Source organism: Pseudomonas fluorescens (assembly GCF_003732425.1).
In the GTDB taxonomy this organism is placed as follows: domain Bacteria; phylum Pseudomonadota; class Gammaproteobacteria; order Pseudomonadales; family Pseudomonadaceae; genus Aquipseudomonas; species Aquipseudomonas fluorescens_BE.
In genome coordinates, this window is sequence record NZ_MOBX01000015.1 from 108,620 (window position 1) to 130,458 (window position 21,839).

25 protein-coding genes are annotated in these 21,839 nt (G+C 59.9%); 10 read left to right on the top strand and 15 right to left on the bottom strand.

The annotated features are described in order from the left end of the window. Window positions 1–97 precede the first annotated feature (97 nt). The 4 genes from BK670_RS22435 to BK670_RS22450 form a co-directional block, all read right to left on the bottom strand. Entirely contained in the window at window positions 98–601 is a 504-nt protein-coding gene (locus BK670_RS22435) for a universal stress protein (RefSeq protein ID WP_123453035.1), read from the bottom strand. Window positions 602–699: 98 nt separating this feature from the next. Further along, window positions 700–1,605 carry a 5'-nucleotidase gene (locus tag BK670_RS22440; RefSeq protein ID WP_122844743.1) on the bottom strand — a complete coding sequence of 302 codons (906 nt, stop codon included), beginning with the start codon at window positions 1,603–1,605 and terminating at the stop codon, window positions 700–702. A gap of 31 nt (window positions 1,606–1,636) precedes the next feature. Beyond that, window positions 1,637–2,605 (bottom strand): putative 2-dehydropantoate 2-reductase, encoded by a 969-nt coding sequence (locus BK670_RS22445; protein ID WP_123453037.1) that lies wholly within the window; start codon window positions 2,603–2,605, stop codon window positions 1,637–1,639. Next, window positions 2,605–2,991, bottom strand: a complete 387-nt coding sequence (locus tag BK670_RS22450) for a YbbN family protein (RefSeq protein WP_123453039.1) — start codon at window positions 2,989–2,991, stop codon at window positions 2,605–2,607. The genes BK670_RS22445 and BK670_RS22450 overlap by 1 nt, the downstream gene beginning before the upstream one ends. Between BK670_RS22450 and BK670_RS22455 the strand changes: the two genes are divergently transcribed. Beyond that, window positions 2,990–3,433 carry a PilZ domain-containing protein gene (locus BK670_RS22455; RefSeq protein ID WP_123453041.1) on the top strand — a complete coding sequence of 148 codons (444 nt, stop codon included), beginning with the start codon at window positions 2,990–2,992 and terminating at the stop codon, window positions 3,431–3,433. The two genes, BK670_RS22450 and BK670_RS22455, sit on opposite strands and share 2 nt — an antisense overlap. A 143-nt stretch (window positions 3,434–3,576) precedes the next feature. Beyond that, the gene (locus tag BK670_RS22460) at window positions 3,577–4,653 is read left to right on the top strand and encodes a 3-deoxy-7-phosphoheptulonate synthase (protein ID WP_016985505.1); all 1,077 of its coding nucleotides are present in this window, start codon (window positions 3,577–3,579) and stop codon (window positions 4,651–4,653) included. A gap of 60 nt (window positions 4,654–4,713) precedes the next feature. Here the strand turns inward: BK670_RS22460 and BK670_RS22465 are convergent, their stop codons facing one another. Next, window positions 4,714–4,995: a GNAT family N-acetyltransferase gene (locus tag BK670_RS22465; protein ID WP_003226804.1), complete on the bottom strand. Its 282-nt coding sequence runs from the start codon at window positions 4,993–4,995 to the stop codon at window positions 4,714–4,716. Between the two features lie 640 nt (window positions 4,996–5,635). Here BK670_RS22465 and oprI point away from each other — a divergent pair. Further along, the gene (gene oprI / locus BK670_RS22470; RefSeq protein WP_003199355.1) at window positions 5,636–5,887 is read left to right on the top strand and encodes an outer membrane lipoprotei OprI; all 252 of its coding nucleotides are present in this window, start codon (window positions 5,636–5,638) and stop codon (window positions 5,885–5,887) included. 126 nt (window positions 5,888–6,013) lie between these two features. Here oprI and BK670_RS22475 read toward each other — a convergent pair whose 3' ends face one another. The 3 genes from BK670_RS22475 to BK670_RS22485 all read right to left on the bottom strand — a co-directional run bounded on the left by BK670_RS22475 (window position 6,014) and on the right by BK670_RS22485 (window position 8,092). Continuing rightward, window positions 6,014–6,985, bottom strand: a complete 972-nt coding sequence (locus tag BK670_RS22475; protein ID WP_123453043.1) for a L,D-transpeptidase family protein — start codon at window positions 6,983–6,985, stop codon at window positions 6,014–6,016. Between the two features lie 150 nt (window positions 6,986–7,135). Next, a complete protein-coding gene (locus BK670_RS22480; protein WP_007908575.1) occupies window positions 7,136–7,429 on the bottom strand; it encodes a hypothetical protein in 294 nt (97 codons plus the stop codon). A gap of 57 nt (window positions 7,430–7,486) precedes the next feature. Further along, window positions 7,487–8,092, bottom strand: coding sequence for an arylesterase (locus tag BK670_RS22485; protein WP_016985507.1), 606 nt, complete (start codon window positions 8,090–8,092; stop codon window positions 7,487–7,489). A gap of 10 nt (window positions 8,093–8,102) precedes the next feature. Between BK670_RS22485 and BK670_RS22490 the strand changes: the two genes are divergently transcribed. Genes BK670_RS22490 through greB form a run of 3 tightly spaced genes read left to right on the top strand, consistent with a single transcriptional unit; the run spans window position 8,103 to window position 11,822 of the window. Beyond that, on the top strand, window positions 8,103–8,786 hold the full coding sequence (locus BK670_RS22490) for an ABC transporter ATP-binding protein (RefSeq protein ID WP_007908572.1): 684 nt from the start codon (window positions 8,103–8,105) through the stop codon (window positions 8,784–8,786). Further along, window positions 8,786–11,290: an ABC transporter permease gene (locus tag BK670_RS22495; RefSeq protein ID WP_123453046.1), complete on the top strand. Its 2,505-nt coding sequence runs from the start codon at window positions 8,786–8,788 to the stop codon at window positions 11,288–11,290. Before BK670_RS22490 ends, BK670_RS22495 begins: the two co-directional genes overlap by 1 nt. 34 nt (window positions 11,291–11,324) lie before the next feature. Continuing rightward, the gene (greB, locus tag BK670_RS22500; protein WP_003226818.1) at window positions 11,325–11,822 is read left to right on the top strand and encodes a transcription elongation factor GreB; all 498 of its coding nucleotides are present in this window, start codon (window positions 11,325–11,327) and stop codon (window positions 11,820–11,822) included. Window positions 11,823–11,828: 6 nt separating this feature from the next. On the opposite strand, the gene BK670_RS22505 is transcribed toward greB, so the two are convergent. The 3 genes from BK670_RS22505 to BK670_RS22515 form a co-directional block, all read right to left on the bottom strand. Further along, window positions 11,829–12,137 (bottom strand): class I SAM-dependent methyltransferase, encoded by a 309-nt coding sequence (locus BK670_RS22505; protein WP_123453048.1) that lies wholly within the window; start codon window positions 12,135–12,137, stop codon window positions 11,829–11,831. 249 nt (window positions 12,138–12,386) lie between these two features. Continuing rightward, window positions 12,387–12,821, bottom strand: coding sequence for a DoxX family protein (locus tag BK670_RS22510; RefSeq protein ID WP_007908568.1), 435 nt, complete (start codon window positions 12,819–12,821; stop codon window positions 12,387–12,389). 112 nt (window positions 12,822–12,933) lie between these two features. Then, a complete protein-coding gene (locus tag BK670_RS22515; protein WP_123453050.1) occupies window positions 12,934–14,355 on the bottom strand; it encodes an MltF family protein in 1,422 nt (473 codons plus the stop codon). Window positions 14,356–14,591: 236 nt separating this feature from the next. Here BK670_RS22515 and BK670_RS22520 point away from each other — a divergent pair, with 236 nt between their 5' ends. The 3 genes from BK670_RS22520 to BK670_RS22530 all read left to right on the top strand — a co-directional run bounded on the left by BK670_RS22520 (window position 14,592) and on the right by BK670_RS22530 (window position 17,609). Beyond that, window positions 14,592–15,398 (top strand): TatD family hydrolase, encoded by an 807-nt coding sequence (locus BK670_RS22520; RefSeq protein WP_123453052.1) that lies wholly within the window; start codon window positions 14,592–14,594, stop codon window positions 15,396–15,398. A gap of 176 nt (window positions 15,399–15,574) precedes the next feature. Next, complete coding sequence (locus tag BK670_RS22525) at window positions 15,575–17,056, top strand: methyl-accepting chemotaxis protein (protein ID WP_123453054.1); 1,482 nt, start codon at window positions 15,575–15,577, stop codon at window positions 17,054–17,056. 187 nt (window positions 17,057–17,243) lie between these two features. Further along, window positions 17,244–17,609 (top strand): DUF962 domain-containing protein, encoded by a 366-nt coding sequence (locus BK670_RS22530; protein ID WP_095048527.1) that lies wholly within the window; start codon window positions 17,244–17,246, stop codon window positions 17,607–17,609. Between the two features lies 1 nt (window position 17,610). Here the strand turns inward: BK670_RS22530 and BK670_RS22535 are convergent, their stop codons facing one another. The 3 genes from BK670_RS22535 to BK670_RS22550 all read right to left on the bottom strand — a co-directional run bounded on the left by BK670_RS22535 (window position 17,611) and on the right by BK670_RS22550 (window position 19,762). Next, window positions 17,611–18,405 (bottom strand): acyl-CoA thioesterase, encoded by a 795-nt coding sequence (locus BK670_RS22535; RefSeq protein WP_064120268.1) that lies wholly within the window; start codon window positions 18,403–18,405, stop codon window positions 17,611–17,613. A 234-nt stretch (window positions 18,406–18,639) separates the two neighbouring features. Next, window positions 18,640–19,404 carry a CHAD domain-containing protein gene (locus BK670_RS22545; RefSeq protein WP_123453056.1) on the bottom strand — a complete coding sequence of 255 codons (765 nt, stop codon included), beginning with the start codon at window positions 19,402–19,404 and terminating at the stop codon, window positions 18,640–18,642. Between the two features lie 79 nt (window positions 19,405–19,483). After that, window positions 19,484–19,762: a hypothetical protein gene (locus tag BK670_RS22550; protein WP_007908543.1), complete on the bottom strand. Its 279-nt coding sequence runs from the start codon at window positions 19,760–19,762 to the stop codon at window positions 19,484–19,486. Window positions 19,763–19,977: 215 nt separating this feature from the next. On the opposite strand from BK670_RS22550, the gene BK670_RS22555 reads away from it, so the two are divergent. Then, window positions 19,978–21,015, top strand: coding sequence for a patatin-like phospholipase family protein (locus BK670_RS22555; protein ID WP_123453059.1), 1,038 nt, complete (start codon window positions 19,978–19,980; stop codon window positions 21,013–21,015). 119 nt (window positions 21,016–21,134) lie between these two features. Here BK670_RS22555 and BK670_RS22560 read toward each other — a convergent pair whose 3' ends face one another. Then, window positions 21,135–21,830, bottom strand: a complete 696-nt coding sequence (locus tag BK670_RS22560; protein WP_047598664.1) for a response regulator — start codon at window positions 21,828–21,830, stop codon at window positions 21,135–21,137. Between the last annotated feature and the right edge of the window lie 9 nt (window positions 21,831–21,839).

A 21,839-nucleotide genomic window follows, 5' to 3' on the forward strand; every position in this document is an offset into this window, starting at 1 on the left:
AGGTAGACGCCACGGGCATCAGCGACGGTATATAACTATATTAATGGTTTGAATAATAAATCTAGAACTTTTTTATCAAAGCGCCATTATTCCCGTTTCAGCGATCCTCCCGCCGCCGACGCTCCACTAACGGCACCAGATAGACCGGTACCTTAGCCAATTGCAGAACCCGCGCCGCCGTGCGCCCCAACGGCGTTTCCGCGCCCACCCCGTGGCTGTGACTGCCTACGATCACCAGATCGACAGAGAGTTTCTGCACCTGGTCGAGAATCACCTGCGACGGATCGCCCTGCAGCACGCGCACGGCGCGAATGCGCTGCAGATCCTGCGCGCCTTCATCGCCCAGTTCTTCGCGAAAGCTTTCCAGCACCCGCTGCTCGATATTGGCGATGACTGTTTTCAGACCCTGGCTGTGAAATTCGTTCAATGCCTGCTCGTCGAGATAGCTCTGCAACACCGATTCGGCAAACAGCCCCATCGGCTCCACCGCGTGCACCACGTACAGATCGGCATCGAACGTTCGCGCCAACGCCAGGGCATGCTGCATCACTAGCGGTGCGTACAGACCGAGGTCAGTGGCATACAGCATCGAACGAATCATATGACCTCCTCGCGTGCCAACATGGCGGAGATTTGATTCAGCTTAGCAGTGCCTTGACGAGTACGACGTGCGACGCAACGTCTTGAAGCACGTAGGCTTTAGACCGACGGTTCGTTGCTGATGCCATGCGGCACGTGGCCAGTGGCAACGACTTCGCGGGCGAGTTCGCAGTGCCCGGCCTGATCGTCGAAAAACACGTCGGCGGCGAACGCTTCGAGGAACGCCGACTTGGTCAGGCCGCCGAGGAACAGTGATTCATCGAGGCGAATGTCCCACTCGCGCAAGGTACGGATCACCCGCTCATGGGCCGGTGCCGAGCGCGCGGTGACCAGCGCCGTGCGGATCGGGCAATCGTCATCGGGAAACTCGCGCTGCAACAGATTGAGCGCCGCCAGAAAGCCCTTGAACGGCCCACCGCGCAACGGCTCGCGAGCCGACTCGCGTTCCTTGGCCTGGAACGCTTCGAGCCCGCCGGACTGATAAACGCGTTCCGACTCGTCGGAAAAAATCACCGCGTCACCGTCGAAGGCGATGCGCAATTCGTCACTGGCCGCACGGCTGGCGCCGCCGGACAGAATCGTCGCCGCAGCGAAACCGGCGTCCAGCGCCGCGCGCACGTCTTCGGCATGGGTCGAAAGAAACAGGTCGCAACCAAAGGCTTTCAGATACGGATACGGACTGCGTCCGCCGACAAACGCCGCCCGGGAAATCGCCAGACCGTAATGGTGAATCGAGTTAAATACGCGCAACCCAGTGTCGGCGCTGTTGCGCGAGACCAGTATCACCTCGACCCGTGCACGGCCGAGGCGACTGTTAAGGCTCAGGAGTTTTTCCACCAGCGGGAAGGCATCGCCGGGCGCAAGAATTTCGTCTTCGTGTTCGATCTGGTATTGCCGGTAGGCTTCGACGCCGCTCGACAGGTAGACCTTGTGGCTCTCGCTCAGGTCGAACAAGGCGCGCGACGAAATCGCCAGCACCAGTTTGTCATCGATGTTCTTGGCCATGCCTTCTCCCCACCTACCGCAAAAAGTCGACTCAAGTGTTGCGTCGGTCGATAAAACTCAACGTTCGATACAGCGCTTCGATCCGCGGCAGTTCACATCCCGCCGCTTTCGCCGCCGCCAGTGGCCGAGCATAGATCGCCTCCAGTTCGAGCGGTCGTTTGTGCAAAAAGTCGTGGTACATGCTCGGCCGGTAGTCAGGCATTTTCTCGGTCATCGTGAACAGGAAATCGGCATAACCGGGTGGCACCTCCAGCCCGCATGCCTTGGCCCCCTGCACGACCTCGGCCATCAACGCCTGGATCAAAGCGCGGCTGTCGGCATCGGCCATCAGCAGTGTGGTGCCCGCACCGAGCAGTACCGACAGACCGTTGTAGGGAATATTCCAGACCAGTTTCTGCCAGCGCGCCTGATGCAGATTGGGCATCGCTTGCGAATCGATGCCCGCCGCCCGAAACAGACCAGAGCCTTCTTCAACCAGCGCCATGCGTTCGGCATTATCCATGGCCGGCCCGCTGTGATAACCGACATTGACCGCACCCAGGGCTTGATGGGTGATGTGCCCGGGCTCCTCGCGATGCACGCAGATCAGGCACAGCCCGCCCAAAAGATGCAGGGAGTCTGGGAGCAGTTCACGCAAGCTGTCTTCGACGTCGAGGCCGTTTTGCAACACCAACACCTTCGCATCGGGCTTCGCGGCCTGAATGATCGACGGTGCCAGTCCGGCATTGCTGGTGGTCTTGGCGCCGACCAGCAGCCAGTCACACTTGGGCATGTCTTGCGCCGCGGCATAGGCCTGCACCGGATTCAACGTCAGTTGACCGTGCACCGCACTGTTCACCTGCAATCCGCACTCGGCGACTGCCGAGAACTCGCTGCGCAACAGAAAGTGCACATCGAACCCGGCACGCGCCAGCATCACACCGTAAAAACCGCCAATTGCGCCGGTGCCAATAATCCCCACCTTGGGTTTATCCAAGCCTGGTGTATTCACTGCCCCCATCACGGCAACTCCTCTGCAATTCGACCCAGTGCCTGCGCCAGCGCCGCGTTCAGCGCATCAGCCGTCAGGCGCGTGTGCAATGCCCCAAAGAACTCGCCGTCGCGCACCACAAACAACGCCGGCAAATGAAAGACCTGATAGCGCTCGACCAACCCGCCATTGTCGCCGGCATCGATCCAGCACAGCTGATCGATTGCCAGATCGAGTCCCGGCAACACCTCACGGGCATAACGGCAACTGGCGCAGCCGACGCTGGTGAAAATCACCAGCGATACGCCGCTCAGCGCCAACAACCGTTGATCGGCGTCGAAATCGGTCAGTTCGGATTCGACCACTATACTGGGGGAAACAATGTCAAATGGCCGACACAGGGAGTCTGTGCTCATGGGACGTTTCATTCCTCATCCGGACGAGGTGCCGGTTGAATTAACCTTGCTCAAGCCTGAGTGTATTTCCAGGCAACAGCTGCACACTATCAGCCTCGGCGGCATCGCTTGCAATTACCACCGTGCCTGGCGCCATGGCACGGCGCTGCAAGTGCGCATGCCGACACTCAATGCCGACATTTGTTATCCGGGCTACGTGGCGTGGTGCCTGCGGCGCAAAAAAGGCTATCTGGTGGGCATCGCGTTTACCGATGAGCAGACGCTGTTCAGTGCGCGAATGGGTGAGCAAGTGTGTCAGATCGAGCGCTACTGCCGCATGCACGAAACCCACGAGGACCTGCAGAATATTCAGGCGCTGGCCCTGCAATGGGTCGAGCAGCATGCCGACGAGTTCTCCCACGACAGCGTGCGCAAGGCTTTCGCCCAGCCAGTGCTGGACTGACGCTCTTCTCTAAACCGTTACTTGCCCATTGTCGAGCAGGCGCTTTACGCGCTAAGGTTCCGCTCCCCGACGCGCTTAAATCTGCTGTGCTCCGCCGCGCGGGGATCGCTGGCGGCCGGCACCCGTGACCTGACGAGTAAACGATGGCTGATTTACCGATCAACGACCTAAACGTCGCCTCTAACGAGACCCTGATCACTCCCGATCAGCTCAAGCGTGATATTCCTCTGAGCGACGCTGCCCTGCGCACTGTCACCAAGGGCCGCGAAGTCATTCGCAACATTCTTGATGGCACCGACCACCGTCTGTTCGTAGTGATCGGCCCGTGCTCGATCCACGATATCAAGGCTGCCCACGAATACGCCGATCGCCTCAAGGTGCTGGCGGCGGAAGTTTCCGACACCCTGTATCTGGTCATGCGCGTGTATTTCGAGAAGCCGCGCACTACCGTCGGCTGGAAAGGCCTGATCAACGATCCGTACCTGGACGACTCGTTCAAGATTCAGGACGGTCTGCACATCGGTCGTCAGTTGCTCCTGGATCTGGCCGAAAAAGGCTTGCCGACCGCCACCGAAGCCCTCGACCCGATCTCCCCGCAGTATCTGCAGGACCTGATCAGCTGGTCGGCCATCGGCGCACGCACCACCGAATCGCAGACTCATCGGGAAATGGCCTCCGGCCTGTCCTCGGCCGTCGGCTTCAAGAACGGCACCGACGGCGGTCTGACTGTGGCGATCAACGCCTTGCAGTCGGTGTCCAGCCCGCACCGTTTCCTCGGCATCAACCAGGAAGGTGGCGTGTCGATCGTTACCACCAAAGGCAATGCCTACGGTCACGTGGTGCTACGCGGCGGTAACGGCAAGCCGAACTACGATTCGGTCAGCGTTGCCCTGTGCGAGCAGGCGCTGGATAAAGCGAAGATCAAGCCGAACATCATGGTCGACTGCAGCCACGCCAACTCCAACAAGGATCCGGCTCTGCAACCGCTGGTGATGGAGAACGTCGCCAACCAGATCCTCGAGGGCAACCAGTCGATCATCGGCCTGATGGTCGAGAGTCACCTGAACTGGGGCTGCCAGGCGATTCCGAAAGACCTCGCCGACCTGCAATACGGCGTGTCGATCACCGATGCCTGCATCGACTGGTCCGCCACCGAGAACACCCTGCGCAGCATGCACGCCAAGCTCAAGGATGTTCTGCCAAAACGCCAGCGCAGCTGACAGGCGTTTTACAGGCATAAAAAAACGCCGGGCAATGCCCGGCGTTTTTGTGTGTGCGATTCAGATTTTGGCGGCGCGGCGCTGATGACGTTCCATGTAGCGCTCGACGTAGGAGCACGACGGGATCACCGTGTAGCCCATTTCTTCAGCGTACTGCAGCGCGCTTTCGGTCAGCGCTGCGGCAATGCCACGGCCACGCAGGGCGTTGGGCACGAAGGTGCGATAGATATCCAGGGTCTGTTTCCCCAGATCCATATAGGTCAGGTAGGCACGATGACCGTCCACATTGGTCTCGAACTGATGACCAGCCTGGTCATGGTGGATGGACAACGCCTCGCTCATCACTACTCCTCGCGGGTCTTGAATTCTGACCCCTACCTTACCGATGTTTTTCCGGCGAAGGAACATCTACGCCACCCCGTGCCTGATGGACACCGAGAAGAGCCACACCGATCTCGCGCAACCTGGCACCTGATAAATAGTAGGCACCATTGGCAAAAATGCTCAAGGTACGCTCGTCATCAAGCGAGTTGACGGGGGGTGCTCCGATGGGCGCAGGGTGGGGCCTGGAAGAAGATCTTCCCGGGCTGCTCACCTGAACATTGCCGGATGTTGAGACTTAAGACGTGCGACCTTTTTTAAAGTCACCTCAACATGCAGAAAGATACGCGAAGCAGCACGCAAAATCGGAACAAAAGTATGGACGTATTCATCTAGACATACTTTGGCCGAGACTGCAAAAACAGCACCTGGCAACGGGAACTTTTTCTCATTAACTCGCTCAGCTCGGGGCTTGCAGCTGGGTATTTTTTAAACAGCGCAGTTAAAAGTTGCTCGAAAAAGAATCAACGCCTACAATTTTTTTTGCTTCTTGCCTCACGTCAGTTTACTTACTACAAGTAATGGGTAGTATGTACGCCGGCTATTTCCTCAATCGTGAGGAGACAGCCACTTAATTTGAAAGTCCTTGAAGGGGAACACGATGAACAACGTTCTGAAATTCTCTGCTCTGGCTCTGGCCGCAGTTCTGGCTACCGGTTGCAGCAGCGCATCGAAAGAAACCGAAGCACGTCTGACCGCTACTGAAGACGCAGCTGCTCGCTCCCAGGCTCGTGCAGACGAAGCTTACCGTAAAGCTGATGAAGCTCTGGCTGCTGCTCAAAAAGCACAACAGACTGCTGACGAAGCTAACGAGCGTGCTCTGCGCATGCTGGACAAAGCTAGCCGCAAGTAATAATCCTTCGGGATTGTTATCGAGCCGACCCGATTTTTCGGGTCGGCTTTTTTATGCCTGATGCTTTTGCCCGGGCAATAAAAAACCCGCCGACGCTTCACGCATCGGCGGGTTCTGCCCTCCGACTTACTGCTGCAAGTCGATCGGTGTATTCGAGACCATCGGCGCCGAGGTATTCGGTGTGCCGATTTCCGTAGGCAGGCCATCTTCGGCCGCGACCACATCGCGCACCACATCCCAGTTCACGCGCAGATTGCTGGTGACGTCTTCACGCTTGAGCATCGCGTTGATCACCGCAGTGTGCTTGTCGACCACCGACGGGTTGCCCTTGTCGTCGATCGGCGTGTGCGCTTCCAGATAAACCTTGCCGCCACTGCTGCCGAACTTGTAGGCATCGTTGAGGATGCGCACCGACGTGCCTACCGGCACCATGCTGGCCATTTCCAGCACGTTGTTGTTGAACATGCGGAAGCAGCCGTGGCTGGTGCGCATGCCGATACCGAATTTCTTGTTCGAACCGTGGATCAGGTACCCCGGCGTGCCCAGGGTGAACTTGAACGGGCCTAATGGATTGTCTGGGCCGGCCGGCACGACGTTTGGCAGGGGATCTCCATCCGCAGCGTGTTCAGCCTTGATCGACGCAGGAGGCGTCCAGGTCGGGTTTGGCGTCTTGGCGATGATCGAAGTGTGCGCGATTGGCGACCCCCAACCCTCACGACCGATACCCAGCGGGAACGTGTACACCACGTTGCGGCCTTTCGGGAAATAGTAGAGGCGGTATTCGGCGAGGTTGATGACGATGCCTTCACGCGGGCCCGGCGGCAGAATGAAACGGGTCGGCAAGACGATTTCGGTGCCGGCCCCCGGCAACCAGGCATCGACGCCCGGGTTGGCCGCGACCATCTCCGAGTAGCCCAGATCGTACTTCGTGCCGAGATCGGCAAAGGTGTCTTCGTACTTGGCTTTGATCACCTGCACCTGACCGATGATGTCTTCACCGGGTGGTGGCAGGGGAAACTCCAATGCAGCAACGGGACCGGCCACACACAGGGCGGCAAGTGACAGGCAGCGGGTGACGGCAGGAAAGCGCGGCAACATCCGGAAAATCCTTCGCATGATCAACAAGGGTATAAGGGCGCGATTGTACACCGCGCTTTGAATATTCGGGGAGATGGCCCGATAGGCAGGCAAACTCTTCATGCAGGAGCTGCCGAAGGCTCGGGCCGTGACCGGACGATCTTTTTGACTTTAAAGCTCGAAACGCAGCTCTGGCCAGATTGGCGAGGTGCCGCGCTTCTGCGATTCCAGAATCGCCCGGCACAGCGAACACAAGCGCTGATCCTGAAACACCCGGCGATCCACACTCGACCAGCGCGGCTGCGCCGGCAGCAGACTGCCGCACAGGGTGCGATCGGCCGAGCCACCGAGTTCGAGCTGACGGGTCACCAGATGCACCCGCACTTCCTGGCAGGCGAACAGATCCAGCTGCTCGTCAGGCTCGATCAGTTGGTAGGCAAACAGGGACCAGGCAGAACGCGACATCGGGGGCTCCAAATAAGGGGGCGCCACATTAGCCGAAAGCCTGCCACTAGAAAAGCCTCATAACAGCGGTTTTAGCGTCGGCCAGACATTTTCCAGCAACTTGCCCTGAGCCCCGGCCGCCGGGTGCAGACCATCGGCCTGCATCAGGTCCGGATGACCGCCGACGCCGTCGAGGAAAAACGGCACCAGCGGGATCTTTTTATCGTCGGCGAGTTTGCCGTAGACCTCGGCGAAGGCATCGGTGTAACGCTTGCCGTAATTAGGCGGCAGCTGCATGCCGAGCAGCAGCACCTTGGCCCCGCTCTGACGAGAGCTGTCGATCATCGAGGCAAGATTTTGTTGCAATTGAGTTGGCGGCATTCCGCGCAAGCCGTCGTTGCCGCCCAGTTCGAGGATCACCAGTTCCGGCTTATGCTCTGCAAGCAGCGCAGGCAGCCGTGCCTGGCCTCCGGCACTGGTGTCGCCGCTGATGGAGGCATTGACCACTTTGTCGTCGAAACCCTCCTGTTTGAGCCGTTGTTCGAGCAACGATACCCATCCCAAGCGGGTATCCAGTCCGAAACCGGCGCTGATACTATCGCCAACGATCAGGACAGTACCCGCCGCTGCGTTCTGGGCCATGCACATCAAGGCCAGGCCAGCACTCAAAAACCACACACGCATCGGATTCTCCATGGGCGCAAGCATTCTCACCGCGAAGAACCTCAGCAAAGTGGTTCCCAGCGCGGAAGGTGAACTGACTATCCTGCACGAACTCAGCCTGGAACTGAACAAGGGCGACAGCCTCGCCATCGTCGGCGCGTCCGGTTCGGGTAAATCCACCCTCCTCGGCCTGCTCGCCGGTCTCGATCTTCCGAGCAGCGGCGAAGTCATCCTCGCCGGTCAGGGCCTGAGCAATCTTGATGAAGACCAGCGTGCACGCATTCGTGCCGAGCATGTTGGCTTCGTCTTCCAGTCCTTTCAGTTGCTCGACAGCCTCAACGCCCTGGAAAACGTGATGCTGCCGCTGGAACTCGACGGCCGCAAAGATGCCCGTGAGCGTGCGACCGAATTGCTCCAGCGCGTCGGTCTCGGCCAGCGCCTGACGCATTCACCGCGCCAGCTCTCCGGCGGCGAGCAGCAACGTGTGGCCATTGCCCGCGCCTTCGCTGCCGAGCCTGACGTGCTCTTCGCCGACGAGCCGACCGGCAACCTCGACAGCCACACCGGCGAGCGCATCAGCGATTTGCTCTTCGAATTGAACAAGGAACGCGGCACCACCCTGGTGCTGGTGACCCACGACGAACGCCTGGCCCATCGCTGCCGGCGCCTGATCCGTCTTGAAGCCGGGCTGTTGGTCGCCCCTCTGGAGCCTTGATGGCACGTTTGCCGCTGTTGCGTCTGTTCAGTCTCGCCCTGCGTCAACTCATGCGCGATGCCCGCGCCGGGGAATTGCGGGTGCTGTTCTTCGCTTTGGTTGTGGCGGTGGCGGCAAGTACCGCCATAGGCTACTTCGGCGCCCGTCTGAACGGCGCCATGATGCTGCGCGCGACCGAATTTCTCGGCGCCGATCTGGTGCTTGAGGGCAGCTCGCCAGCCCGTGAAGAGCAGATCAGGAGTGGCACCGAGCTGCGTCTGAAGCATGCGCAGGTGGTGGAGTTTTCCAGCGTCATCGCCACCGACAACGGCATTCAATTGTCGAGCATCAAAGCCGTCGACCGCGCCTATCCGCTGCGCGGCGAACTGAAGAGTGCGCCAGCGCCGTTCGCCACCGAAGAATCAGGTGGCGAACCGCAGCCCGGCGAAGCCTGGGTCGAGGCCCGGCTGTTGACCGCACTGGATCTGAAGATCGGCGACAGCATCGATGTCGGCATGAAGACACTGAAACTGGCCCGAGTGCTGACGTATGAAGCGGATCGCGCCGGCAACTTCTACAGCCTCACGCCACGGGTCATGATCAACCTCGAAGACCTTGCCGCCACCGGTGTCGTGCAACCCGGCAGCCGCGTGAGTTATCGCGAACTGTGGCGCGGCGAGCCGCAGGCGCTGGAAACCTATCGACAACTGATCAAACCCGGGCTCGCCGCGAACCAGCGGATTCAAGACGCCCGCGATGGCAACCGACAGATTGGCGGTGCGCTAGGCAAAGCCGAACGTTATCTGAACATGGCCAGCCTGGTCGCCGTGTTGTTGGCGGGTGTAGCAGTGGCGTTGTCGGCCAACCGTTTCGCCAGTCGCCGTTTCGACGCCAGTGCCTTGCTGCGCTGCCTCGGTCTGTCGCGTCGGGAAACCATGGTGCTGTTCAGTTCGCAACTGACCGTGCTCGGCTTGTTCGCCGCGCTCAGCGGGGCTTTGCTTGGCTGGCTCGCGCAGTTGGGCTTGTTCGCCCTGCTCCATGACTTGCTGCCAACCGATGTCCCGCCGGGCGGTCTGTTTCCAGCCATTGCCGGGATCGGCACCGGGCTGGTCGCATTGGCCGGTTTCGCCTTGCCGCCGCTGGCCGCATTGGGTCGCGTGCCACCGCTGCGTGTGCTGCGCCGGGACATGCTGCCAATACCGTCGAGCACCTGGATGGTTTACGGCGCCGCCCTGGGTGCGCTCGGTTTGATCATGTGGCGCCTGAGTCTCGATCTGCTGCTGACATTCGCCCTGCTCGGCGGTGGCGTGGTCGCCGCGTTGCTTTTGGGCGGCATGCTGCTGTTGCTGCTGCAAAGCCTGCGACGGATGCTCGCCCGTGCTTCGCTGCCATGGCGATTGGGCCTGGGCCAGTTGCTGCGCCACCCCTTGGCAGCGGCCGGTCAGTCGCTGGCGTTCGGCCTGATTCTGTTGTCGATGGCCTTGATTGCGCTGCTGCGTGGCGAACTGCTCGACACCTGGCAAAACCAGTTGCCGAAAAACGCGCCGAACTACTTTGCCCTGAATATTCTGCCGGCAGATAAACAAGCGTTCACCGATCACCTGATCAAAGTGTCTGCGCAAGCCGCGCCACTGTATCCGGTAGTGCCCGGCCGATTGATCAGCATCAATGGCGAAGCCGTGCAGCAAATCGTCAGCAAGGATTCGGCGGGCGACCGTGCCGTGCAGCGCGATTTGAGCCTGACTTGGGCAGCGGATTTGCCGGCGGGCAACAAGCTCACTGCCGGTGAGTGGTGGAAGGATCAGCCAACCGACGGTGTTCCCGGCGTATCAGTGGAAGGCAAAGTCGCCGAAAGCCTCAAGCTCAAACTCGGCGATCACATGGTGTTCAGCGTCGGCGGGGTCAATCGTGAAGCGAAGGTCACCAGCCTGCGCGAGATCAACTGGGATAACTTCCAGCCAAACTTCTTCATGATCTTCCAGCCCGGCACGCTGAAGGATCTGCCAGCGACTTATTTGACCAGTTTCTATCTGGCCCCCGGTCATGATCAGCAGATCGTCGAACTGTCGCGAACCTTCCCGGCCGTGACCATTCTTCAGGTCGAGGCGCTGCTGGAGCAGCTGCGCAGCATCCTTGCCCAAGTCACTTTGGCCGTGGAGTATGTGTTGTTGTTTGTCTTGGCAGCGGGAATGGCAGTGCTGTTTTCAGGCTTGCAGGCGACACTGGATGAACGCATTCGCCAAGGTGCGCTGTTGCGTGCATTAGGTGCGGAGCGGCAGTTGCTGATCAAGGCGCGGCGTATCGAATTCGGCCTGCTCGGTGCAGTGAGCGGCTTGCTCGCCGCCATCGGCTCGGAAGTGGTGAGTCTGGTGCTGTATCGCTACGCGTTCGATCTGCCGTGGCACCCGCACCCATGGTTGCTGGTGCTGCCATTGATTGGCGCGGCGTTGATTGGTGGTGCCGGTGTATTCGGTACGCGCCGGGCACTCAATGCAAGTCCACTGACAGTGTTGCGCGAGGGTTGATAGACTCAAGCGGTCTTAATCACAAGAAGTTGCCATGAGCCGTTATCGCCCTCCCCGCACTGCCGGCACCGCGCTGATCACCCCCGAAGGTGAAGCGCGGATGCGCGCCGAATTCCATGAGCTGTGGCATGTGCGCCGCCCGCAGGTGACGCAATCGGTCAGCGAGGCGGCGGCTCAGGGTGATCGCTCGGAAAACGCCGAGTACACCTATGGCAAGAAAATGCTGCGCGAGATCGACAGTCGCGTGCGCTTTCTGACCAAACGTCTGGAAGCTCTGAAAGTCGTCAGCGAAAAACCCAGTGACCCGAACAAGGTCTACTTCGGCGCCTGGGTGACCATCGAGGACGAAGACGGCAAGCAATCGCGCTATCGCATCGTCGGCCCGGATGAACTGGATCTGAAACTGGGTCTGATCAGCATCGACTCGCCACTGGCCCGCGCCTTGATCGGCAAGGCACTGGATGCAGAAGTCAGGGTGCAGACGCCAACCGGTGAGCAGTTCGTTTACATCGTCGCCATCGACTATCCGTGAAGCGTATCAACGGCGAGTGATCAGCCCCTGCCGCGCAACGCGGACCAGTTGTTTGATCATCTCCGGCGCATCTTCCGCGCTCGGCGTCTGAATCACCGCCAGATCAAAACTGTCACTGGCAAAACGCGCCAGCGACTCGCCGTCTTCGACAAACTGGATGAGGAATGCGGCAGGACCGCCGCTGCGACGTGGCCAGCCATCGAGATAACGCAACAGCGTCGGCTGATGTTTGCCGCCAAGGAGAATTTTCGGGTTGCGTTGAGTGATATGCGCAGTGATCGGCGCAGGACGTGCTGGAGGGCGTAGTGCATTCATCGTGTCGTGTCTCTGCCTCAAAAGTCTGCATGGCAGGTGAGAGGCAACACCGAACCAGCGCTTTAGCGGTATTTCGAAGCCCTGTTCCGGCTTCTGACGGTAACTATTGAAAGTCACCTGGCGCCCCGCAAGTAGCTGTTTAAATCGGCGCATGGGCAACATCCTAGAGAACGTGACCGATCAGTGTCAAGAATCAGCCGCAACAAAAAAGGCCCGCACAATGCGGGCCTTTTCCTTGAGCCTGAGCGTTTAACCGGCGATGGCGCGATCCACTGAGAGCTTACCAGCACCTTCGATCAGGACAGCAAGGCTGCCACCGAGCAGGGCCAGAGCGAACTCGTAACCGTTGTTGGCCATAAACAGACCGTTGCTGATGTGCACGGTGAAGATCGCCACCAGCGACAGGAAGGTCAGACCCAACGCCGCCGGGCGCACCAGCAGGCCGATGATCAACGCCAGGCCAGCGAAGAACTCAGTACCGCCCGCCAGCGTCGCCATCAGGTAGCCCGGGTGCAGACCGATGCTGTCCATGTACTGGGCGGTGCCTGCCAAACCATAACCACCGAACAGACCGAAGAGTTTTTGCGACCCGTGAGCGGCGAAGATCACGCCGACAGCGATGCGCAGAATGGTCAGACCGTAGCCGGCGCGGGTGAACAGTACTTTGTTGATCAGAGAGCTCATGGGGCATTCCTTGTTTTTGCGAGAAGTTGTGAGTGTTGGTTGGCCGCTATATTAATCAGTAAATCTCATGTTAAAAGCGCAATTATTCCGCCATAACAATCAGTTTATTAGATCATTTCCGTGAGACGACTTTTTGCGCCCCGGGCTCCAGCGACTCCCGCTCCCGGTCGAACGCCAAGTAATACTTGTTCACGCTATTAACATAGCTGACCGGCCCCATTCCTACCTGCTCCATGGCGATGCGCTCGACCTGGAAGAACCACTGGTTGGGGTTCAGCCCACGTCGCCGGGCTTCAGCGCGCATGCCCTGCACGCGCTCGGGGCCGATGTTGTAGGCCGCCAAGGTGAACGCCATGCGTTCACGCTCATTGAGCTTGGGGCTGTTGAAGAACTTGCGACGGATCATCGCCAGGTACTTGGCCCCGGCCTGCACATTCGCATCGAGATTCTGGATGTTGTTGACGCCGACGCGCTGAGCAGCGGACGGGGTGATCTGCATCAGCCCGGTCGGGCCACTGCCACTGCGCGCGTTGGGTTGCAGCGCCGATTCCTTGAACGCCAGCGCGGCCAGATTCAACCAGTCCATGTTCTGCGCGTCGGCATGCTTTTGCAGGGTCGGGCGCAGTTTTTCGAGGCGCTGGCGATCAGCCTTGGCCAATGGATAGTGGACTTGATAGAGACGGCGATAGATGCGCAGAAACGCCGCATCTTCATTGGATGGCTTCTTGTAACCGCCGAGAAAGCGATCAATGCTTGCACGCAGCATTGAGGCGTCGCGGCGTACGAACCAGTACTCCTCGCCCGGCTCGCTGATCATCAGTTGCCGGTCAAAACGCAGCTTCGGCAGAATCTTGCCCCAGCGCTCGGCGATGGGTTGCTCGACGATGGTCAGGTGAAAAATCCCGCCCTGCACCATCTCCAGCACATCTTCGACGGCCAGGGTCGGATCGACCCATTCGATTTTGATCGGTGCCAGTTTGTGCAACGCGAGTTTCTGATTGAGTTGACTGACCGCCTCCCCCGCCGCACTGCCGGTGGGCAACGCCAGGGTTTTGCCGGAAAGCTGCTCGACCTTGGTGTAACGCCGCTCGCCCTTGATCCCGACCAGCACCAGCGGCACGTTGCTGGCGATCGGTTCGCTACTGGCAACCGCATAGCCCGGTTGCAGCTCAAGCAATTCGCCCGGCGCAACCAGATCACCCTCGCCACGTTGCAAGGCGCCGAGCAATTGATCCTTGGCTTTGGGAATGATCTTGAGGGTGATTTCCTGGCCGTCGCGGGCATGGCCATTGAGGTATTGCTCGAAGGCGCGCAGACGATGGTATTCAACGCCGATGGCCTGGCCCTGGACTTCGCCGGAGCTGTTGCGGCTCTGGTTGACCAGTACGCGCAACACGCGGCTGCTGCGAATCTCGGACAGGTCACGCACCTTGGCTGCCGGCACGGCTTGTAGTGGCCCGGGCAGGCGCGCGACCGCCGTCATCGGCAGTAGCAGCGAGCCACACAACAGGAGCAAAACCGAGGGACGAACCATCCACTCTCCGGAAAGAATACGGGGCGATTTCATCGTTAAAAGATCGAAATCACCGACGAAAACAGAGCGCCATGAGCGCTGGCAACGTGCGAGAGACTGGCACAGTAATGGCACTTCTACCAAACCGGTCTGCGTCGCGGCATCAACAGACAGCTATAACTCGTTGTAGTTCTTGGCTTTTCTTATGAATCTACAGCTCTGGTATGCTTTCCGGCCTTCGGCCCGAGGTAGCAACCATGCAACTCATCGATATCGGCGTCAACCTGACCAATCCCAGTTTCGCCGACAAACATCAGGCCGTGCTCGAGCGCGCCTATGCCGCCGGAGTCTGCCAACTGGTGCTGACCGGCACCAGCGTCGAGGGCAGCGAGCAAGCCCTGGAGCTGTGCCAGCAACTCGATGAAAGCGGCCAGCGACTGTTCGCCACCGCCGGTATTCACCCGCATTCGGCCAGTGACTGGAACGCTGACAGCGCGCGCCGCCTGCGCAGTTTGCTGAAGGAGTCCAATGTCGTCGCGGTGGGTGAGTGCGGGCTGGATTTCAACCGGGATTTCTCGCCGCGCCCACAGCAGGAAAAAGTCCTCGAAGAGCATCTGGCGCTGGCCGTTGAGCTGCAATTGCCGGTGTTCCTGCACGAACGTGACGCGAGTCAGCGCCTGCTGGAAATCCTCAAGGACTTCCGCGATCACCTGCCGGCCGCTGTGGTGCACTGCTTCACCGGCGAGCAAAAAGCCCTGTTCAGCTACCTCGATCTGGATCTGCACATTGGTATTACCGGCTGGATCTGCGATGAGCGCCGGGGCACGCATTTGCATCCGCTGGTGAAAGAGATCAAGCGTGGACGGTTGATGCTGGAAAGCGATGCGCCGTATCTGTTGCCGCGCACGTTGCGGCCGAAACCGAAGAACGGGCGCAATGAGCCGGCGTATCTGACTGAAGTGCTGCGTGAAGTGGCGTTGCATCGCGGCGAAACCGAGGAAGATCTGGCGGCGCACACCACTGCCTGTGCCCGAACGTTCTACAACCTCCCGGCATTGGCGTAATGCCGCAAAAGATCGCAGCCTTCGGCAGCTCCTACAAGGTGTACGCCATCCGAATGTAGGAGCTGCCGAAGGCTGCGATCTTTTGATCTCTTGACCCACATCAAATAGAGCCTTCTGCATAGCGGCACAATGCTGGCACCTTGCCAAAACTGTTTCCGCTATCAGAGAAGACCTCCATGGGTGCCTGGCTTAGCAATATCTCGCTGAAATACAAATTCTGGGCGGTCAATGCGGTCGCCTTCGTCACCACCCTGCTGCTGGTGCTGTACGCCGTGCAGCTCGAACAACAGGCGCGCAGTCACGCGTCACAAGTATCCGCACAAACCCAGGCGCAATTGCTCAAGGCCTGGCCGGCCGGGCAGCCGCTGCCGAAGGCGGATCAAGTGCTGACCTTTAAACGCGGTGAAGCACCGCGCCTGAACGATCAACCCTTGCTGGAAATCACTGAACGCAACGGCTGGAACGACATCAATTACATGCCGTTGTTCGGCGAAAATCCGTTGATGGGCGCTGAGGTGTTCAGTCGTGCCGATGGCCAGCAGGTTGCGGTGATTGCTTATGGCCCGAGCCTGAGCCAGGTCTTCAGTGAGCGTTTCGCCAACTATGCAGCGGCGGTGTTCATTCTGATGTTAGCCATGCTGTGCGCCTCACAACTGTTGATTCGCTTCCTGCTCAGCCAGCTCAACACCTTGAAAGACGTAATGCTCCACGTCGAGAAAAGCGGCGATCTCTCGGCTCGCGTACCGCTGGCCGGAAAAGATGAGGTCGGGCAGATGGCCAATGCGTTCAACGCGATGCAGGCCGGTTATCAACGTGTCGTCACCACGGTGGCCAATACCGCGCGGCAACTGGATGTCGGCGCAGCGCGGCTGGCATCGAGCATGAACGAAGTGCGCCACGGCATGCTCGGCCAGCAGAGCGAAACCGATCAGGCCGCCACCGCGATCAACGAAATGACCGCCACCGTTTACCACATCGCCCAGCACGCCGGCGCCACCCGCGACCTGTCGCAGACCGCCGATGGTCTCGCCGGCAGCGGTCAGCAAGTCGTCGCGCGAGTGCAGCAGTCGATTGCCGGACTCTCCAGCGGAGTGCAGCAAACGGCCGAGATGATTCAACGGCTGGCCGAAGACAGCCAGAAGATCAACGGCGTGGTCAGCGTGATTCACAGCATTGCCGAGCAGACCAACCTGCTGGCACTGAACGCTGCCATCGAAGCCGCCCGCGCCGGTGAGATGGGCCGAGGCTTTGCGGTGGTGGCCGATGAGGTGCGCAACTTGGCCAAACGTGTGCAGACCTCGACTGACGAGATCACCACCATGGTTTCGGCGCTGCAGGCTGGCACCCGCGATGCGGTGGATTTCATGCAGGAAAGCTCGTACAAGGCCGACGACTGCGTGCAGCAAGCGCAAGAAGCTGGCGAGGCGCTGGCGGAAATCACCGGCGCGGTGGCGCAGATGCGTGAAAGCAATACGCAGATTGCCGTGGCGGCGGAGCAGCAAAGCCAGGTCGCCGAGGAGATGAACCGGGCAGTGGTGAGTATTCGCGATGTGACCGAGAACACTGTGCAGCAGACTGTGGATTCGGCGACGACCAGCAATGAGTTGGCGACGCTGGCTGGGGAGCTCAACAAAGCAATTGGGCAGTTGAAACTCTGAAGATCAAAAGATCGCAGCCTTCGGCAGCTCCTACAGATGTACGCATTTCAATGTAGGAGCTGCCGAAGGCTGCGATCTTTTTTGTCCATCATCCCTATGATGCCAATAGCCAACCTTGATTCGCCGCCCTCCGCGCCCGGGCCTATTCTTCAACCATGTGTTCAACATGGATCGAGGAGTAGTCAACATGGGCAAACGTCACCCCAACCTTCCCGCGTGGCAATGGCGCGCTTACCCGGGCAATCATCAGCACCCGACCAATCTGGTGCTGCACCTGATTGCCGTGCCGTTGTTCATCGTCGCGTTTCTGCTGATCGTCTCCGGGGTGTTCAGCCTGAGTCTGGCCAGCGTCGCCATCGGCGTAATCGGCATCATCGCGGCGCTGGGTTTGCAGCGTCATGGCCACAGCCTGGAGGCGCAAGCCTCCGAGCCGTTCAGTGATCGTAAAGACGCGATGTCGCGTTTATTGGTCGAGCAGTTTCTGACCTTTCCGCGCTTCTTTCTCAGTGGCGGCTGGTGGCGCGCCTGGCGTGAGCGCCACCGTCGGCATTGAGTCAGGCGAAAATCGTGACGGTCTGGCGACTCATGGCAATCAACTCACCTTCCGCGCTCCACAGCTTGGCGGCCACATGGCCATAGCCGTCGGCGGCGTACTCGATGTCGGCGAGGTACTGGCACCAGTCCAGCGTGCTCAAATCGTGTAGCGGCTGTACGAACTCAATGGTCCAGGTCAGCGTACTGCCGGGGGCAGGCTTCTTCAGATACGGCAACAGCGCGGGCGGCCACGCGTCCACCAAGGCCAGCAGATGCGCCTCATTGACCGGCTCTTCTTTGACATCTCCGCGCAAGCGCACCCAGCCGCCCATCAGCCGCGATTGAGTGCCGGTGAACGGCATACCGCCAACACTCCAGCGCATCGCCAGATGGCGCATGAACTCCGGGGTCACGCCTTTGATATACGGCAACTCCTGGCATTCGTCCCAGTGCTTCATTGATGGCGCCGGATACGCTTCGACTGCCACCTCCGAGGGCCGCGAAGCACCGAAGCTGCCCTGAACGATCGTCACCACCTGACCATTCTGCATCGCCCGGCCCATGACCTGGCTGACGGCCTTGCCTTCGCGCAGTACATCGACTTCGAAACTCACCGGGACTTCGGGTTCGACAGGGCCGACAAAGGTGATCGCCAACGAACGCACCGGACGATCCGCTGGGACTTTCGCGCGCATGGCTTCGTATTGCAGCGCGGCCACCAGGCCACCGAAACTGGCACGGCCCTGGCCCCATTCGGCAGGGATCGTCAGTTCCGGTTGACGGCGGACCGCCTCGAGCAGATCGCTAAAGCGCATGGCAACCTCAGAAAACGAGAAAGGAATGCAGGAATCTTAACCAGACCTGCACAGCGCCGCAGCGTCTATTCCGGTCAAATGGGCTGACAGAAAGGCCTTACCGTATTTCAAATTTAGTCACAAAACCCTGTAGGAGCTGCCGAAGGCTGCGATCTTTTGATTTTGATTTTTAACAACAAGATCAAAAGATCGCAGCCTTCGGCAGCTCCTACAGGGGATATCGCGGGGCTCAGGTTATTTGAAACAGGCTGAACTGAGTTTTTCCAGCACGCGATCAGCCTTGCTTTCGGCGTTGATCATGGTCGCCTGCCAAGTGGCGACACAGGGCTGTAAATCAGCCTCAAGCTCGGCCTTCGCCAGCCACTGCCAGCAGTCGTGCCAGTCACCCAACGCGCCTTGAGCAGACTTGAGACGCGCCAGCGCCGCCTCGGGCAAGCGGTCCAGTTCGGGATAGGCTTCGATGCCGTAACGCACGCGTTTGATCAACAAGCGCAGGCGATGGCGGTCGTGGGCCGGGTCGTGTAGCGCCTCGTCGAGTTTCTGCCATTGCTTGCCCAAGCGTTTTTCGATGCGCTTGTCCAAACCCTTGAGCAAGCCCTGACGCTGGGAAGCGCGCAGGAATCGCGGGAACGCGTCGAGAATCATCAGCAGCGAGGCCACTTCGGCACTCGCCGCCAGCGCCGGATAGGCCTCGGCCATTTGCGCCATGCGACGTTGCGCAGCATCAGGCTGATCATGCGCGAGCAGGTAGGCCGCCAACACCTCGCGATCGCGCCACGGGGTGGTCAATTGGCCGACGGCCGAGGCGGCATCTTCCAGTTGCTCGACCCCGGGCAAACCGCGCAAGGGTCGCAACAGGCTGCGCAAACGCCGCACCGTGGTGCGCAGATCATGCAGCGCTTCGGGGTCGGTACGTGCCGTCAAGCGCGCCTGACAGGCCAGCAGCCGCACTTCCAGACTCAGGACATGAGCCACCAACCGATCAACCAACGCAGACATCACTTGCTCCTGATTCAAATGGCTCTGAAGAACATGCTGCCGTTTCGTGAACGCAGCCTCCTTGCTTCACGTCAGCAGCTTAGCGCCCGGCGCGGGATTCGCGAATGTAGAAGCGCGCCTTCTCGGCTTTCTTGCTGCAGCCTTCGAACCCTTCGAATTGCTGTTGGGTCTTGGCGGCGGTCAGCAGCGACAACGCTTTGGAGTAGCTGACGGTGCCGGCAAAGCCTTCAGCCTTGGCCAGATCCAGTTCATGCCAGGCCGCGTCGAGCTGGCTGCCGCAGCTGTCGCGGTAAGCGGTTTTACCGGCGCAACCGGCCAATGCCAAGGCCATCAACGGCACACAGATCCAGGCTTTCATCACTCACACCTCAAATAGGTCAACAGTCGTGCAGGTAAGACGGTCTGGCTGCGAAAAAGTGCCTCGCCGGCGGGTGAAACCACGCAACTGAGAAGGATAGCGCTGAAGGGCCATGCAGTAGCGAAAAAACGACGTCACTGGCGCACTCAACGACTTCGGCGATTGAGCCTGCCCGGCGATGGGTGCATTGTGGAACCTTGTCGGGAGGACGCTGGATGAAAAAACGTGTTGCGCTGGTGCTGGGTTCCGGTGGCGCCCGGGGCTATGCCCATATCGGGGTTATTGAAGAGATCGAGAAACGCGGTTACGAAATCGCCTGCATTGCCGGCTGTTCGATGGGCGCCGTGGTTGGCGGAATCTATGCCGCCGGCAAACTCGACGTTTACAAGAACTGGATCGAAAGCCTCGATTACCTCGACGTCTTGCGCCTGGTCGACGTCAGTTTTCGCCTCGGTGCGATTCGCGGCGAAAAGGTCTTCGGCCAGATCCGCAAGATCGTCGGCGAGGTCAACATCGAAGACTTGCGCATCCCCTACACCGCCGTCGCCGCCGACCTCACCAATCAACAGGAGATCTGGTTTCAGGAAGGCTGCCTGCATCAGGCCATGCGCGCCTCGGCGGCGATTCCCAGCCTGTTCACCCCCGTGATGCAGGGCAATCGCATGCTGGTCGACGGCGGCATTCTCAACCCGTTGCCGATCGTGCCGGTGGTGTCGAGCCACTGCGATCTGATCATCGCGGTCAATCTCAACTCGACCAACCAGCGTCACTACAAATTGCCGGTGATCCAGCGCCCGGCGGCGTTCCGCTCACGCTTCGACAGCCTGATCAGTTCACTGGGATCGAAGATGCCGTTCCGCCGTACACAGGCCGAGCAACTGCTGCGCCTCGAACAGGAAGCGCTGCGCGCCGAAGCGGCGGACATTAACCCCTGGCTTGACGGCGCCGAGCCGGAGAGCCAGCAACCGGCGGCCGCGCCCGAGCGTGAAGGCGCACCGAAATCGGCCACCGGTTCATTCATCATCGATAACGTTGGGCCGGCCTCGTTGCTGGACTTGATCAACCAGAGTTTCGAGGTCATGCAGACCTCGCTGGCGCAGTACAAGATCGCCGGGTATCCGCCGGATATCCTGATCAACGTGCCGAAACGGGTGTGTCGGTTTTTCGAGTTTTACAAGGCGCCAGAGTTGATCGCGTTGGGACGCGAGATTGCCCGGGATACGCTGGATCGGTATGACAGTGAGCAGGGGTGATCGGGCCTGATTTCTCGGGTGTGTTTGATGACATCTTCGCGAGCAAGCTCGCTCCCACAGGGGATTTGTGAACGACGCAGATCCAGTGTGGGAGCGAGCCTGCTCGCGAAGAGGCCAGATCAGCCAACATCACTCAACAGCCGATAGCCAACCCCGGCCTCAGTGACAATAAACCGCGGCCGCGTCGGATCATCCGCCAGTTTCTGGCGCAAATGCCCCACCACAATCCGCAGATAATGGCTGTCCTCGGTGTGCGTCGGCCCCCAGATATCCTTGAGCAATTGCTGCTGGGTAATCACCCGTCCCGGATGCCGTGCCAGTTGCGCCAGCACTGCGTATTCCTTGCGGGTCAGCGCCACTTCGACACCGTCGAGCAACACCCGCCGATAGGCCAGGTCCACCGTCAGCGGGCCAAACGTCAGCGCCGCCTGTTGCGCCTCCCCTGCCGGAGCCTGACGCAACAACGCACGAACCCGGGCGAGAAATTCCTGAATGCCAAACGGTTTGGTCACGTAATCATTGGCACCGCCATCCAGCGCCTGGACTTTCTGCCCTTCGCTGGCGCGCACCGACAACACCAGCACCGGCGCCGTGGCCCACTCGCGAAACTCGCGCAGCACCTGCTGGCCGTCCATGTCCGGCAAACCGAGGTCGAGCACCAACAAGTCCGGCTTGTTCAGTGCGGCCTGCGCCAGCCCTTCGGCACCGGTGCCGGCCTCGAGCACTTTGTAGCCCTGGGAAGCGAGGCTGATGCGCAGAAACTTGCGGATCTGCGGTTCGTCGTCGATGACCAAAATGGTCGCGGTCTGGCTCATGAATTCACA